We start from the raw sequence: 15,727 nt of genomic DNA on the forward strand, positions 1-15,727 counted from the left end.
GCGCGATTACAACCCGAGCACCAGCTTGGCGATGATGTCGCGCTGGATCTCGTTGGAGCCGCCATAGATGGATGCGGCGCGGTTGTTGAGATAGCGGGCCATGGTCGTCAGGCCATGCTCGGGACCGACGGGGGTCTCGTTGGAGCCGGCCTCGCGGGCCTTGGGCTGGTGCGGGGCGGTGTAGGTCGCCAAGGCGTCGACACCCAGTTCGTCCAGGCGCTGGAGTTGTTCGGAGCCCTGAAGTTTCAGGATGGAGGAGGCCGGGCCGGGCTTGCCGCCGGTGGCGAGCGCGCTGAGCACGCGGCGTTCGGTCATGTCGATGGCTAGCGCCCCGATCTCGGCTTCGGCCAGGCGGCGGCGATAGTGGGGATCGTCCAAAACGTCTTCGGTCTGCGCCATCGCCCGCAGCCGTTCGAGGCCCGCGTGCAGGCCAGCCGCATAGCCGCCGCCGCGCTCGAATTCCAGCAGATGCTTGGCGACGGTCCAGCCCTGGTTCTCCGCGCCAAGCCGGTCGGCTTGCGGCGTGCGGACGTCGTCGAAGAACACCTGGTTGACCTCGTGCTCGCCGGCCAGGGTGACGATCGGGTCGACCCGGATACCCGGGCGGTCCATCTCGATCAGCAGGAAGGTGATGCCGGCCTGCGGCTTGCCCTTGTTCGAGGTGCGGACCAGGCAGAACATGTGGCTCGCCCAGTGGGCGTGGGTGGTCCAGATCTTCGAGCCGTTGAGAACGTAATCGTCGCCGTCAGCGACCGCGCTCATCCGCAGAGATGCGAGATCCGAGCCAGAGCCTGGCTCTGAATAGCCCTGGCACCAGTAGTCCTCGCCCGAGAGAATGCGGGGCAGGTAGCGGGCCTTCTGCTCGGGGCTGCCGAACGCCATGATCGCCGGCGCCACCATCCGCAGGCCCATCGGCGCCAGGTTCGGGGCGCCGGCGCGGGCGCATTCGGCGTGGAAGACGTGGCGCTGGATCTCGCTCCAGCCGGGGCCGCCGTATTCGACCGGCCAGCTGGGCGCGACCCAGCCCCGGGCGTGCAGGATCTTCTGCCAGGCCAGGCTGTGGACCTTGTCGCAGAAGACGCTGGTCATCCGCTGGCCGGCCTCGCGCAGCTCTGGCGTCAGGTTCGCGTCGAGAAAGGCGCGGACCTCGTCGCGGAAGGCCAGGTCGTCAGGCGACAGCTCCAGATCCACCCGAAAATCCTCCCGTCCGCGTCGTCGGGGAAACTTGCGAATTGGCGGGGGCGGCGCGCAAGCTATCGGAACCGATAGGGAAGGCGGCTCCATGTTGACCAAGGTCGATGACGGCGAGCGCCTGGCGCGGGTCACGCTCCTGGCTGAGCGGGTGTCAGCCCTGGGGCGCGAGATCGGTCTGCCTTACGTGGCCGCCAGCGCCGACATCTCCAGCCCCGAGCCGATGCTGGGCCAGGACGGCAGGCCGCTGGCCGAGACGACCTTCGAGTGGCTGGACAACGCCGTGCGCTACTGGCGCGACCGGGCCTTCGCCCTGCGGGCGCCGTTCATCCTGGCGGCGCGCTATTCGGCGGAACCGTTCTTCTATCATGAAGGCCGGTTCGCCAGCTGGCGCCCTCTGGCGCGTCTGGAGGCGATCGAGGTGCGGGAAGCGGCCGAGGCCTTCGGCATCCAGGCCGCCGTCATCGCGCCGACCTATCTGACGGGCGGGGTGATCGGAGCGGTGGTGTGGGCGGCTTCGGAGCCCGTGGCCGACCTGCCGGCGCTCTATGCGGCGCGGGCCGACGAGCTGCACGGCGCGGCCCTACGCCTGGTCTGCGCCTATCGCGACGGCCAGGACGACGACGCCCCGCCGGTGCGGCTGACCAAGCGCGAGGTCCAGTGCCTGAAGTGGGCGGCGGCCGGCAAGACCGACGCCGACATCGCCCAGATCATCGGCATCTCAGGCCCGACCGTGCGCTTCCACGTCCAGAACGCGGCCTTGAAGCTGCGGGTGGCGGGCCGGGCCCAGGCGATCCACCGGGCGGCGGGGCTCGGGTATATCGGGGCGAGTCTCTAACCCTAAACACCGTCTTCCCGGCGAAAGCCGGGACCCAGCTTCATCCTGAGCGTCTTGGGATGATCCGAGATGGGCCTCTTCAGCCCGTCAAACATTTGTGGGCTCGATCTGGGCCCCGGCTTTCGCCGGGGAGATCGGTAGGAGGGATGCTCAGCAGCCGTCTAGATGCATCCTGATCAGCACCCGCGCCGAGCGTGACACGGCCCGCACCGGGCCGCCCTTGCCCAGGGTGACGCGCGAGATGTAGGCGCCTTCCATCAGCAGCATCAGGGCGTCGGCCAGGTCGTCGTCGGTAGCGCCGGCGCCGCGGGCCAGTTCGACCAGGCGGCGGTGCAGCTCTTTCTTGTAGTTGACCGAGACCACCTGGGCCGGGTGGTTTTCCTCGTGCAGCTCGATGGCGGCGTTCGACAGCGGGCAGCCGTGGATGTCGGCGTCGCAGGCCTTGGTCTCGAACGCGTCGAAGATCGCTTCCAGCTGCTTGCGCGGATCGGTGCAGCAGCAGGCCGTCACCTCTTCCCACCATGCCCAGTATTCGCGCTCCTGCTCGCGCAGGACCTCGGCGACCAGCTCGTCCTTGGATGGAAAGTTCCGATACAGCGTCATCTTGGTGGCTTCGGCCTCGGACGCGATGGTCTCGACGCCGACAGCGCGGATGCCGTGTTGATAGAACAGCTCACGGGCGGTTTCGAAGATCCGGTCGCGCGCAGGTCGCTTGGACACGGCTCCGCCGGGACCAGTCCCCGCCACCGTTTCCGTGTCGCCCCCGACAACGTCCCCAGAATTTCTTGTCGCCATTTCGGCCGTGCTCTCCTTGACGTGGGAGTTACCGGTCAGTATCTCTCCGCCGTGGAGATGATACCGAACGGTCTCGTCACATCCTAAATCGTCCTTCCAGTCGCCCGGGTCAAGTAACAGCCGCTGCGACATTTCCTCTCTTAAACCCCAAAAAAGGAGCGCGCGCCAATGCCACCGCAAACAAACGTTTACGACGCCGCCGCCCAAGCCAAGCAGAGCAAGGGTTTGATGGGGTTTTTCAAATCCCAGGCCGAGCCCGCCAAGGGCTGGTCCACGGTTCGGACCCTCGGCCACAGCACCAAACGCGCCGCCCGGCGGCCCGTCTGGGAATGACAACAAAAGCTACGACCTCCTCCCCGCTTCACCGTCCGACAGGGCTTTTCCCCATGCGTATTCAACCCGTCATCACGTCCTTCGCCGGCCTGGCCGCCGTGGCCGTGCTGGCCGCTTGCTCGGCCCAGGCCAAGCAGGAGGCCGCCGCCCCGCCGCCGGTGCAGGTCACCGTCGCCGACGTCGCCTTCAAGTCCCTGCGCCAGTGGGACGACTTCACCGGCCGCCTCCAGCCGGTCGACACCGTCGAGATCCGTCCGCGCGTCTCGGGCTATATCGACGGCGCCCAGTTCGCCGAGGGCGCGCGCGTCTCCAAGGGCCAGGTGCTCTTCCAGATCGACCCGCGCCCGTACCAGGCCGAAGCCAACCGCGCCCAGGCCGAGGTGGCCCGCGCCAAGGCCCAGCTGGACCTGGCCGTTGTCAACCGCGAGCGCGGCCGTCGCCTGATCGAGCAGAACGCCCTGGCCCAGAGCGAGTTCGACCGCCTGTCGGCTGAAGAGAAGGCCGCCCAGGCCAACCTCTCGGCCGCGCAAGCCGCCTACCAGACCGCCCGCCTGAACCTGGAATGGACCCGCGTGACCTCGCCGATCGACGGCCGGGTCTCCAAGACCATCATCACGCGCGGCAACCTGGTGACCCAAGCCTCGCTGCTGACGACTGTGGTGTCCGACACCCCGATCTACGCCGAGTTCAACGCCGACGAGCAGACCTTCCTGAAGTATGCGGCCGCCGAGCGCGGCAAGAACGGCCCGGTCTATATGGGTCTGATGACCGAGGACGGCTATCCGCACGTCGGCAAGCTGTCCTTCATCGACAACGCCCTGGACGCCAAGAGCGGCACGATCAACGGCCGGGCGATCTTCGCCAATGCCGACGGTCGCTTCACGCCGGGCCTGTTCGCCCGCATCCGCCTGGTCAGCGCCGAGACGCAAGAGGTCGCTCTCGCGCCCGACCGCGCCATCGCGACGGACCTGGGCAAGCGCTACGTCGTCGTCATCAACAACGCCAACAAGGCGGAGTACCGCCCGGTCGAGATCGGTCCGCTGGCTGGCAACCTGCGCATCATCCGCACCGGCCTGAAGCCGGGCGACCGGGTGGTGGTCGGCGGCCTGCAGAAGGTCAAGCCGGGCGACACCGTCGCGCCGGTCAAGGTCAAGACCGACCTGGCCGACTTGTCGCAACTGGAGGTCGGCGGTCGTCCGGTCGTCCAGCCGGTCCGGTCCTCGGGCCAGAACTAACTGAAGCGTGCGCCCGGCTCGCGTGTCTGAGCCGGGCGTCTTTTTCGGGTTTCGAGCAGCTCCTGTCGCCCGCCATTTGGCGGGGGAGGGGCCGCTTGCACCCGAAGCGTACGCGTATCCGCTCCTCCCCAAGTTCGCCCGCTGAAGGCGCTCCGCCATGAATTTCTCGAAGTTCTTCGTGAACCGACCGCGCTTCGCGGCCGTGCTCTCCATCATCATCTTCATCGCCGGCCTGGTCTCGCTGCCGAACCTGCCGATCAGCGAATATCCGGAAGTCGTGCCGCCCACCGTCGTGGTGCGCGCGGCCTATCCCGGCGCCAACCCGAACGTCATCGGCGAGACGGTGGCCGCCCCCCTCGAACAGGCCATCAACGGCGTCGAGGGGATGATCTACCAGTCGTCCCAGTCGGCCTCCGACGGGGCGATGATCCTGACCGTCACCTTCGCGCTCGGCACCGACCTGGATAAGGCCCAGGTGCAGGTGCAGAACCGGGTGGCCCAGGCGCTGCCCAAGCTGCCGCAGGAGGTCCAGCGCATCGGCGTGACGACCAACAAGGCCTCGCCCGACCTGACCCTGGTCGTGCACATGATCTCGCCGAACAACCGCTACGACATGCTGTATCTCAGCAACTACGCGCAGCTGAACGTTCGCGACCGCCTCAAGCGGATCGATGGCGTGGGCGACGTGCAGATCTTCGGCGCGGGCGCTTACTCGATGCGCGTGTGGCTGGATCCGGAAAAGCTGGCCGCCCTGTCGATGACCGCCGGCGATGTCGTGCGGGCCCTGCGCGAGCAGAACGTCCAGGTCGCCGCCGGCCAGCTGGGCGCCCCGCCCAACGCCGGTTCGGGCGCCGAATTCCAGCTGTCGGTCAACGCTCCCGGGCGTCTGACGGACGAAGAGCAGTTCCGCCAGGTCATCGTCCGCTCGGGCGAGGACGGCCAGATCACCCGCCTGGGCGACGTGGCCCGCGTGGAGCTGGGCGCCGACAACTACGCCCTGCGCTCTCTGCTCGACAACAAGTCCGCCGTCGCCATGCCGGTGTTCCAGCGCCCGGGCTCCAACGCCCTGGAGATGGCCGCCGAGGTCAAGAAGACCATGAAGGAGCTCAAGAAGGAGTTCCCCGAAGGCGTCGACTACGAGATCATCTACGACACCACGGCCTTCGTGCAGGAAAGCATCGACTCGGTGGTCCACACCCTGATCGAAGCCATCATCCTGGTCGTGCTGGTGGTGGTGCTGTTCCTGCAGGGCTGGCGCGCCTCGATCATTCCGCTGATCGCCGTGCCCGTCTCGCTGGTCGGCACCTTCGCGCTGCTGCTGATGCTGGGCTTTGGCCTCAACGCCCTGACGCTGTTTGGCCTGGTGCTGGCCATCGGCATCGTCGTCGACGACGCCATCGTCGTGGTCGAGAACGTCGAGCGGAATATCACCGATGGGCTCGAGCCCGCCGCGGCGACGCGCAAGGCCATGACCGAGGTGACCGGACCGATCATCTCCACGGCCCTGGTGCTGTGCGCGGTGTTCATCCCGACCGCCTTCATCAGCGGCCTGTCGGGCCAGTTCTATCGTCAGTTCGCCCTGACCATCGCCATCTCGACGGTGATCTCGGCCATCAACTCGCTGACCCTGTCGCCGGCCCTGGCCGCGGTGCTCCTGAAGTCGCATGACGCGCCCAAGGACCGCTTCCAGAAGCTGATCGACGCGGCCCTCGGCTGGCTGTTCAACCCGTTCAACCGCTTCTTCGCCAGGGCCTCGAACGGCTATGTCGCCGGCGTCGCCAAGACCCTGGGTCGCTCGTCGGCCGCCCTGGCCCTGTACGGCGGCCTGCTGATCCTGACGATCTTCGCCTTCTCCAAGACCCCTGGCGGCTTCGTGCCCCAGCAGGACAAGGCCTATGTCGTGGCCGTGGTCCAGCTGCCCGACGCGGCCTCGCTGGATCGCACCGAGGCGGTCATCCGCCAGATGGGCGACATCGCCATGAAGACCCCGGGCATCAAGCACTCGGTGGCCTTCCCCGGCCTGTCGGCCAACGGCTTCATCAACAGCCCCAACTCCGGCGCGGTGTTCTTCCCGCTGGACGACTTCAAGAACCGCAAGGGTCATGAACTGTCGGCCAACGCCATCGTGGGCGAGCTGAACCAGAAGTTCGCCGGTATTCCCGACGCCCAGATCGCGGTCTTCCCGCCGCCGTCCGTGCAGGGCTTGGGCACCATCGGCGGCTTCCGGATGCAGATCGTCGACAAGGCGGGCCTGGGGTCGCAGGAGCTGTACAACGCCACCCAGAACATCATCGCCAAGGCCCAGAAGGACCCGGCCCTGGCGGGCGTCTTCTCCAGCTACCAGGTCAGCGTGCCGAAGGTGCAGGCCGACATCGATCGTGAAAAGGCCCGGGCCCAGGGCGTGTCCCTGACCGACCTGTTCGAGACGATGCAGGTCTATCTGGGCTCGCTGTACGTCAACGACTTAAACCGCTTCGGCCACACCTACCAAGTCAACGTCCAGGCCGATCAGAGCTTCCGCCTGCAACCCGAGCAGATGCTGCGCCTGCAGACCCGCAACGGCCAAGGCCAGATGATCCCGCTGGGCGCCTTCGTCTCCTTCAAGGAAACGACCGGTCCCGACCGCGAGAGCCACTACAACGGCTACCTGACCGCCGAGATCAACGGCGGCCCGGCGCCCGGCTACTCGACCGGCCAAGCCCAGAAGGCCCTCGAGGACATCATCAAGTCCGAGCTGCCCAACGGCATGGGTTCGGAGTGGACCGAGCTGACCTACCAGCAGATCCTGGCGGGCAACACGGCGATCTTCATCTTCCCGCTGTGCGTGCTGCTGGCCTTCCTCGTGCTGGTCGCCCAGTACGAAAGCTGGAGCCTGCCTCTGGTCGTGATCCTGATCGTTCCGATGACCCTGCTGTCGGCCCTGGCCGGCGTGTGGATCAGCAAGGGCGACAACAACATCTTCACCCAGATCGGCCTGATCGTGCTGGTGGGGCTGGCGTGTAAGAACGCCATCCTGATCGTGGAGTTCGCCAAGGAGCGCGAGTAGCACGGCGACAGCCCGCTCCAGGCGGTCCTGGAGGCCTGCCGCCTGCGCCTGCGTCCGATCCTGATGACCTCGATCGCCTTCATCATGGGGGTCTATCCCCTGGTGGTGTCGCACGGGGCCGGGGCCGAGATGCGCAAGGCCATGGGCGTTGCGGTGTTCTCGGGGATGCTGGGCGTGACCCTGTTCGGCCTGATCCTGACGCCTGTCTTCTACTACGTCATCCGCCGCTTCACGGCCCGCAAGGCCGCCAAGAAGACGGAGCTGACCTCGCCCGTGGAGGCGCACTGATGTCCTTCGTTAAACTCACCCTGCGCGCCGCGCTGATCGCCGGCGTCTCCCTGACGGCCGCCGCCTGCGCGGTGGGCCCCAACTACAAGGCGCCGGCGACCCCGCCGGCGGCCTTCCAGAACGCCGACCCGGCCGTCTTCACCGCCGCCAATCCGGAAGCCGACTGGTGGAAGGCCTTCGGCGACCCGGTGCTGGACCAGCTGGTCGGCCAGGCCCTGGGCGGCAATCTCGACCTGAAGATCGCCGTCGCCCGCGTTGGCGAGGCCCGGGCCCTGTTCACCGAACAGAAGCTCGACCTCCTGCCGCACGTCACGGCCGACGGGACCTATGCCAAGAGCAAGCAACAGCAGCCGGGCTTCACCACCGACCGCGTCGAGAACCAGAGCTACCAGGCCGGCTTCGACGCCGGCTGGGAGATCGACCTCTTCGGCCGCGTCCGTCGTGGCGTCGAGGCGGCAGGGGCGGAAGCCGGCGCGGCCCAGGCCGAGCTGCGCGACGCCCAGGTGACGGTCGCGGCCGAGGTGGCCCGCAACTACCTGGAACTGCGCGGCGCCCAGGCCCGCCTGAAGGTCGCCAACCGCAACCTCGAGACCCAGCGCGAGACCGTGCGCCTGACCAAGGTGCGGTTCGACGCCGGGGCGGGCAGCCCGATCGACGTCGCCAGCGCTCAGGCCCGCCTGAACGCCACCGAGGCGGCGATCCCGGGCCTGATCACGGCCGAGAAGCGCGCCAACCATCGCCTGGCCGTTCTGACGGGCCAACGCCCCGGCGCGCTGGACGCCCTGCTGGTTCCGCAGACCGAGGACGTCCGTCCGCTGGTCGCGGCGCTGCCGATCGGCCAGGCCGGCGACCTGCTGCGTCGCCGTCCGGACGTGCAGGCGGCCGAGCGTCGCCTGGCGGCCTCGACCGCTCGAGTGGGGGTGGCCACGGCCGACCTCTTCCCGCGCGTGTCGGTGACCGGCTTCGTCGGCTTCCTGTCGGGGACCTCGGCGGGCTTTGGCAACAGCGCCAGCCAGGCCTGGTCGGTGGCCCCTAGCGTCAGCTGGCCGGCCCTGGACCTGGGCAGCGCCCACGCCCGCCTGCGGGCGGCCAAGGCGCGTGACGAGGCGGCCTTGGCTAACTACGACCAGACGGTGCTGCGGGCGCTTGAGGATCTGGAGAACGCCCTGGTCTCCTACCGCCAGCAGCAGGCCCAGCTAAAGAGCCTGACCGACCAGGCGGCAGCCTCGCGCCGCGCGGCCGAGCTGGCCCGCGTGCAGTACAAGGAAGGCGGCATCGACTTCCTCGTCCTGCTGGACGCCGAGCGCACCCTGCTGGCCGCCGAGGACGCTCTCACGGTCGCCGAGACCGGCGTCAACACCGACGTCGTGGCCATCTACAAGGCCCTGGGCGGCGGCTGGAAGGCTTAAGGCGCCGTGTGATCCCGGCCGCTCCGGCGGCCGGGACTCATTAAATTTTAAGGCCAAGCTTGCGTTGTACAGCAAAATCCATACTCATGACGGCAGCAATGCCGGAGGTTGAGTTATGGCCACGCTTCAAGTTCTGGAGACCGCCTACAGCGATGTCTCCCGCATCAAGTTCTCGAACATTCCGACGGCGGATCTCGCCAAGCTGCAGACCCTGGCCAGCCAGGTCGACGCCGCGACCCTGAGCCTGGCCGACGCGCAGGCCGAGATCGGCAAGATGGTCGCGACCACCACTTCGGTGGCCACGCTCTCCTACGCCTTCTTCGCCGGCTATACGCCCAAGATGAGCGGGATCGACTATCTGGTCTCGCCGACCGGCGGCAACGCCAACAACCTCAACGCGGCGTACTACCAGAGCTTCAATTCCGACAACCGCTACATCAACTTCGCGGTCAATCTGGGCAAGAATGGCGAGGGCGCGGCCCGGTTCTCGGCGGCCTATGGCGGGCTCAGCATGGCCGACGCCACGGCCAAGGCCTATGCCGAGATCTTCGGCTTCACGCCCAGCGCGGCCAAGGTCGACGAGCTGCTGAACAGCCAGGTGCCCAACGGCCTGGGCGGGACCTACACCCGCGCCGAATACTTCGCCGCCTACGGGGGTGATGGCGCCGGCGGCATCGGCGCCAAGGCCGCCATGGTCGGCTGGCTGCTCTCGGCGGCCGCCAAGGAAGACATCGGCTCGTACGCCAAGGCCAATGACGCGTTCCTGGCCGATCTCGCCAATGACGGCCAGGCGGTGTTCTTCACCGACCTCCTGGGAACCTATGGCCAGCAGCCGACCTATGCGGCCGGGGCGACGATCGCGGTCACGGCCAACCAGAGCGTGGCCCCGGACGCGACCGACTCGACCCTGCGTTCGACGGCCAACAACGACACCGTGACCGGCGCGGACCTGAACGGTTCGGTCGTTGTCGCGGGCGGCCACGACACCGTCACCTTTAGCGGAGCGGTCAGCGGCTATATCGACGGCGGCGACGGCAACGACACCATCACCGTCGCTCAGCTGAACGCCGCGGTCGATGTCCTGGGCGGCGCGCCGAACGGCAAGATCAGCGGCGGCGCGGGCAATGACGTGATCACCGTGACCCGGATGATCAACGGCGCGATCGTCGATGGCGGCGCGGGCGACGATACGCTGGTGATGGGGTCCACCGATACCGCTGTCGACAAGATCAAGGTGACCAATGTCGAGCACCTGGTGCTCGAGAGCTTCAAGCCGTCGTACACGGTGCCCGCCGGCACGTTCACGCCGCCGCTGGTCGTCTCCGGCTATACCGGCCTGCAGGACATCACCCTGCGCGCGTCGACGACTTCGACGCGGCTGGACAACATCAACTGGGGCGTGGCGCTGAAGATGGACGGCGTCAGTGGCGGGACCCTGACGGCCAACTACAATACCGATCTGGTGTTCACTGGCTCGTCCTCGCGGAGCGTCGGCGCGCCGGTTGTCCACGCCTATCTGAACGGCGTCACCAGCAGCAACGCCTCGCCGACCAACCTGTACGTCACGAACAACGACGGGGCGCTGATCCTGCACGTGCAGAGCGACAGCGTGCTCGGGGCCGTCACGTCGCAGAACACCAACTTCGTGGCTGGCGCGATCGTGGTCACCGGGACGGGCCGTCTGACCGCCGCTTTCAACAGCCATATTGTCGGCAGCTCGGCCGTCCTGACGGCCAACCTGGACGCCTCTGCCTCGGCGGGGATCGATGTCACCGAATTCGGCGGGTCCAATGTGAGCACCGCGGTGCTGTCGGGCTACAACGACAGCATAGCTGTCGACCTGCGGTTCCAGACGACGTCGAGCATCACGCTCGGCGGCGGCTCCGACACCTTCAAGCTGTACCAGGACGGCATCGCTGCGCCGCGCTTCTCGAACCTGCGGATCGAGGACAGCAAGGTGACGGCCTATGCCACGATCACCGACTTCGCCAAGGGCGTGGACCATATCGACCTGACCTCGGCGGTCCCCTCGGTGGTCACCGGTCTGGCCGTCGGTTCGGCGACGACCCTGGAGCAGGCGCTCATCAACGTCTCGACCCTGGTGGCGCCCAACGCCACGGGCGTGTTCGAGTACAATGGCGACACCTACATCTATCACCAGGACGGCACGCTGGGGGCCAACAGCGGCGACGGCCTGATCCGCCTGATCGGGGTGACGGGCCTGACGGTCGGCACGGCTGCGGCCAATGTCGACATCCACTACGGCTAAGCCGCGACGTTCTGTCGCATAGTGGGGAGGTATCGCCGTTCGGCGGTGATATTTCCCCTCGCCGTGGCGACAGGCCGACAATTCGTCGCCCGGCCGGCGGTGTCGCGACCGGTTCATTCCTTAAGCTCCGCTCAAACTTCAGACGCCGGCCAGACACGCCAAAATACGCGCAGCCTACGCCCGGTTGCGGCGAAGGTTTTGGTTAACGATCGGAGGCTTTCCTCGCGCTCAAAGCGGGGAACTTCCGATGACCTGGACCATCAAGACGAGACTGCTGGGCTGCCTGGCCGCGCTGGGCGTGGGCATGGCGGCGATGGGGCTTTCGGGCTTCGTCGCCAACGGCGTCGCCAATCAGCGCATGCAGTCGGTGATCGCCGACCGTGTCGAGCCGATGCAGCAGCTCAAGGCCGTCAGCGACATGTATGCGGTCAACATCGTCGACAGCGCTCACAAGGCGCGGTCGGGCGAGCTGTCGATGGCCAAGGCCGCCGAGAATGTCGCCGCCGCCAAGTCGACGATCAGCCAGAACTGGCAGGCCTATGCCGCCACCGAGATGACCGACGAGGAAAAGGTGCTGGCCGACAAGGTCACCGCCGCCCTGCCGGCCGCCGACAGTACGGTCGAGACCCTGCAAGGCTTGCTGAAGGCCAATGACACCGCCGGTCTCCAGGCCTTCGTCGACGGCAGGCTCTATCCCGCGATCGATCCCGTCACCGCCAATGTCGGCGCCCTGGTGGATCTGCAGACCCGCGTCGCCCACGACGATGGCGTCGCCGCCAAGACGGCGGGCAATATCGCCACCGGGATCATGGCCGTCATCGCTCTGGTCGCGGCGGGCCTGATGGCCTTCGCCACCCATGTCGTGACCGGCAAGGTCAGCAATCCGCTGCAAGCCATGACCGCCGCCATGCGTCGCCTGGCCGACGGCGACAACGGCATCACGGTGCCGGCCGTGGGCCAGAAGGACGAGCTGGGCCAGATGGCCGGCGCGGTCCAGGTGTTCAAGGAAAACGCCATCGCCAAGCTGCGCGCCGACGCCGAAGTCGCGGCCGCCAAGGAACGCTCGGAAGCCGAACGCCAGGCCGCCGCCGCCAAGGCCATCGCCGAACAGCAGCAGCTGGTGGTCGAGTCGTTCGGGGTCGGCCTGTCGCACCTGGCCAAGGGCGACCTGACCTATCGCGTCAACGACGCCCTGCCAGTCGAGTACGAGAAGCTGCGGGCCGACTTCAACGGCGCGGCGGGCAAGCTGCAGGACGCCATGACGGTGATCGTCGGCAATGCCGACGGCATCCGCGCCGGCAGCCGCGAGATCACCAACGCCTCCGACGACATGGCCCGCCGCACCGAGCAGCAGGCCGCCAGCCTGGAAGAGACCGCCGCGGCGCTGGAAGAGATCACCTCGACCGTCAAGCGCACCGCCGAAGGCGCCAAGGAGGCCCGTCGCGTGGTCGGGGCCGCCAAGTCCGACGCCGAGACCGGCGGCCAGGTCGTGGCCGACGCTGTCGAGGCCATGGGCGAGATCGAGAAGTCCTCGGCCCAGATCGGCAACATCATCGGCGTCATCGACGAGATTGCCTTCCAGACCAACCTGCTGGCCCTGAACGCCGGCGTCGAAGCCGCGCGGGCGGGCGAGGCTGGTCGCGGTTTCGCCGTCGTCGCCCAAGAGGTGCGGGCCTTGGCCCAGCGTTCGGCCGACGCGGCCAAGGAGATCAAGGCGCTGATCAATGCTTCGACCGAGCAGGTCGACGCCGGCGTCCAGCTGGTCGGCAAGACCGGCGAGGCCCTGCAGCGGATCGTCGCCCAGGTCGCCCAGATCAACGGCGTGGTCGCCGAGATCGCCGCCTCGGCCCAGGAGCAGGCTACCGGCCTGGAGCAGGTCAACAGCGCCGTCGGCCAGATGGACCAGGCCACCCAGCAGAACGCCGCCATGGTCGAGGAGAGCACGGCCGCCAGCCACGCCCTGTCGCGCGAGGCCGATAACCTGACCCAGCTGATGGGCCAGTTCAGCGTCGGCCAGTCCAATGGCTGCCGCAGCCGTCCGGGCGCGCGAGCCGCCTAGTACCAGCCGGCTTCGCGCAGGGCCTTGGAATAGGCGCGGCTGACGGGGGCTTCGACGCCGCCTTTCAGCTGCAAGGTGGCCCGGCCGTCGCCGCGCTTGGCGCCGTCGACGGCCGCCTTGGCCACCCACCATGAGCGGTGGGTCTGGGCGCCTTCGATGCCTTCCAGCTCGGCCACGGCGTCGGACAGCCGCATCAGGATCAGGTCCTGGCCGCGCGAGGTATGCAGGCGCAGATAGTGATCTTCCGCCTCGACGGCCCACAGCTCGCCGCCGCGCAGCTTGGGCGGCAGGCGGTCCAGGAAACGCGGCGGCGGCGTCCCGGCCGGCGCCGCGTGGGTCTGCGGCGGGGTGCGCTGGACCAGGAAGTTCAGGCCCGTCATCGCCACCGTGACGATGAACACCGGCAGCAGGTAGCCCAGGAAGCCGCCCGCCTTCAGCTGGCCGTAGAAGGTCAGGTCGCTGACCAGCCAGACCACCAGGGTGAAGGGCAGGGTGACGCCGATCACGGTCAGGGTCGCATAGAGCCAGGGCTTCTCGTCGGCCCGGCCGTCGCCGCCGATCAGGTGGCTGACCGTGGTGCCGACGATGGCGCCGGCAAAGCACAGCCCCGCCCAGTAGGCGACCCGGATTCCGAACGGCACGGCGTCGGTGCCGAACGCGCCCAGCAGCGCCAGGAACACGCCGGCCGCCGCCGAGACCGCGAAGCCTCGCAGGCTCTCCTTGGCGGTCACCGCCGTTCGCGAAGCGTGAACGGCGCCGGCCAGCCATTGGCGAAACGAAGCCGGCGACTGGCGCAACGTCGATTGAGGCACGGACCCGCCCACTCCACTCAGGTTCCCAACGGCGAGGCGTTTCCCGCCCCGCCACGATCTGGAGTGAAGGCAGATGGCCGCGTACGGCAAGTCAATTTCGCAAGCCGCGATGGGTGTGGGCGCCGCTGTCGCCATCGCCGCCGTGATCGCGCTGAAGCCGCACGCGCCGAACGTCTCGCTCATCGCCGCCGCGCCGACCGTGGTGCAGGTCCATCTGACCGCCGCCCTGATGGCCCTGGCCATCGGCATCGTGCTGATGATGCGGGTGAAGGGTACGACCCTGCACAAGGTCCTGGGCTGGACCTGGGTGGTCGCCATGGGGATCACGGCGGTCAGCTCGCTGTTCATCCGCGGCATGAACCACGGCCACTTCAGCTTCATCCACCTGCTGTCGGGTTGGACGATCGTAGCCCTGCCCGGCGCGGTCTACGCCATCCGGCGCGGCAAGGTCTCGGCGCACCGCCGCGCCATGACCGCGATGTTCGTCGGCGGGCTGTTGCTGGCGGGCCTGTTCACCTTCATCCCGGGCCGTCTGATGTGGTCGGTCTTTCTGGGCTGACTTTGGGGTTGGGAAAACGCCGGTCTTGCCAGCCCCGCCGGGTTGCGCCTATCCGAGGACGGAGCGCAATCACGGCGGACCCCACTTCATGACCGCAGCCAAGCCCTCACCCAAGGCCGGCGCCCGCGCCGGCGGGCGGGGCCGACCGTCCAAGGCCAAGGGCCTGGACCTGAAGGAAACCATCCTCGACGCGGCCGAGGGCCTGTTCGCGCGGCACGGCTTCCACGGCGTGACCACCCGCCAGGTGGCGTCCGAGGCCGGCGTCGATACGGCGCTGATCCACTACTATTTCGGGGCCAAGCGCGAGCTGTTCGACGCGGTGTTCCTGCGTCGCGCCGAGATCCTGAACCAGGCCCGCGAGGCGTCGATGAACGCCTATGTCGCGGCGCATGATCCGGCGACCATGACCGTCGAGGGCGTGATCGAGGCCTTCATCGAGCCGCTGCTGCGCATCAGCCAGGACGGCGGCGCGGGCTGGAAGAGCTACTTCGCCCTTGTCGCCCAGGTGAACAACACGCCGGCCTGGGGCGGCGAGACCATGGCCCGGTTCTTTGATCCCGTGGTCCACCAGCTGGTCGAGACCCTGAAGACCCTGCGTCCCCAGGCCGAGTACCGTGACCTCTACTGGTGCTATCAGTTCCTGACCGGATCGATGATGCTGTCCTTGTCCGAGACCGGACGGATCGACAGCCTGTCGGAGGGCGAGTGCCACTCCAGCGACCTGGAAGCGGTCCGCCAGCGCCTGTTCTCGTACTGCGCCGCCGGCTTTGAAGCCGTGATCGCCAAGGGCGGAAAGTAGATCCTCCCCCGCGATGCGGGGGAGGTGGCCCAGAGGGCCGGAGGGGGCTAACGCGGCCGACGTCCAGCTGGCCTCCTCAGTCGGCTCCGCCGAC

At 67.9% G+C, this 15,727-nt stretch carries 9 protein-coding genes and 3 pseudogenes; 9 read left to right on the forward strand and 3 right to left on the reverse strand.

Annotated features, from left to right (window positions below; translation table 11 throughout):
• Positions 1-6 precede the first annotated feature (6 nt).
• Positions 7-1,191, reverse strand: coding sequence for an acyl-CoA dehydrogenase family protein (locus J7528_RS05820; protein ID WP_291871998.1), 1,185 nt, complete (start codon positions 1,189-1,191; stop codon positions 7-9).
• Between the two features lie 91 nt (positions 1,192-1,282).
• Between J7528_RS05820 and J7528_RS05825 the strand changes: the two genes are divergently transcribed.
• Positions 1,283-2,029 carry a LuxR family transcriptional regulator gene (locus J7528_RS05825; protein WP_291871999.1) on the forward strand — a complete coding sequence of 249 codons (747 nt, stop codon included), beginning with the start codon at positions 1,283-1,285 and terminating at the stop codon, positions 2,027-2,029.
• A 150-nt stretch (positions 2,030-2,179) separates the two neighbouring features.
• On the opposite strand, the gene J7528_RS05830 is transcribed toward J7528_RS05825, so the two are convergent.
• On the reverse strand, positions 2,180-2,824 hold the full coding sequence (locus J7528_RS05830; protein WP_291872000.1) for a TetR/AcrR family transcriptional regulator: 645 nt from the start codon (positions 2,822-2,824) through the stop codon (positions 2,180-2,182).
• Between the two features lie 386 nt (positions 2,825-3,210).
• Here J7528_RS05830 and J7528_RS05835 point away from each other — a divergent pair, with 386 nt between their 5' ends.
• From J7528_RS05835 to J7528_RS05860, 6 genes and pseudogenes are all read left to right on the forward strand, one after another.
• Positions 3,211-4,392 carry an efflux RND transporter periplasmic adaptor subunit gene (locus tag J7528_RS05835; RefSeq protein ID WP_291872001.1) on the forward strand — a complete coding sequence of 394 codons (1,182 nt, stop codon included), beginning with the start codon at positions 3,211-3,213 and terminating at the stop codon, positions 4,390-4,392.
• Positions 4,393-4,549: 157 nt separating this feature from the next.
• Positions 4,550-7,726: pseudogene (locus J7528_RS05840) on the forward strand (efflux RND transporter permease subunit).
• On the forward strand, positions 7,726-9,135 hold the full coding sequence (locus J7528_RS05845; protein WP_291872002.1) for an efflux transporter outer membrane subunit: 1,410 nt from the start codon (positions 7,726-7,728) through the stop codon (positions 9,133-9,135). The pseudogene J7528_RS05840 and the gene J7528_RS05845 overlap by 1 nt, the downstream one beginning before the upstream one ends.
• 115 nt (positions 9,136-9,250) lie before the next feature.
• A complete protein-coding gene (locus J7528_RS05850; protein ID WP_291872003.1) occupies positions 9,251-11,404 on the forward strand; it encodes a M10 family metallopeptidase C-terminal domain-containing protein in 2,154 nt (717 codons plus the stop codon).
• Between the two features lie 247 nt (positions 11,405-11,651).
• Positions 11,652-12,404, forward strand: a pseudogene (locus J7528_RS05855) (Tar ligand binding domain-containing protein); the annotation flags it as partial.
• A 393-nt stretch (positions 12,405-12,797) separates the two neighbouring features.
• Positions 12,798-13,424, forward strand: a pseudogene (locus J7528_RS05860) (methyl-accepting chemotaxis protein); the annotation flags it as partial.
• Positions 13,425-13,459: 35 nt separating this feature from the next.
• On the opposite strand, the gene J7528_RS05865 reads toward J7528_RS05860, so the two are convergent.
• Positions 13,460-14,287 carry a LytTR family DNA-binding domain-containing protein gene (locus tag J7528_RS05865; protein WP_291872004.1) on the reverse strand — a complete coding sequence of 276 codons (828 nt, stop codon included), beginning with the start codon at positions 14,285-14,287 and terminating at the stop codon, positions 13,460-13,462.
• A gap of 61 nt (positions 14,288-14,348) precedes the next feature.
• On the opposite strand from J7528_RS05865, the gene J7528_RS05870 reads away from it, so the two are divergent.
• Both J7528_RS05870 and J7528_RS05875 read left to right on the forward strand, forming a co-directional pair.
• Entirely contained in the window at positions 14,349-14,834 is a 486-nt protein-coding gene (locus tag J7528_RS05870; protein ID WP_291872005.1) for a DUF2306 domain-containing protein, read from the forward strand.
• An 88-nt stretch (positions 14,835-14,922) separates the two neighbouring features.
• Complete coding sequence (locus tag J7528_RS05875) at positions 14,923-15,633, forward strand: TetR/AcrR family transcriptional regulator (RefSeq protein ID WP_291872006.1); 711 nt, start codon at positions 14,923-14,925, stop codon at positions 15,631-15,633.
• Positions 15,634-15,727: the final 94 nt, after the last annotated feature.

The organism is Caulobacter sp. (genome assembly GCF_017744445.1).
Classification (GTDB): Bacteria; Pseudomonadota; Alphaproteobacteria; order Caulobacterales; family Caulobacteraceae; genus Caulobacter.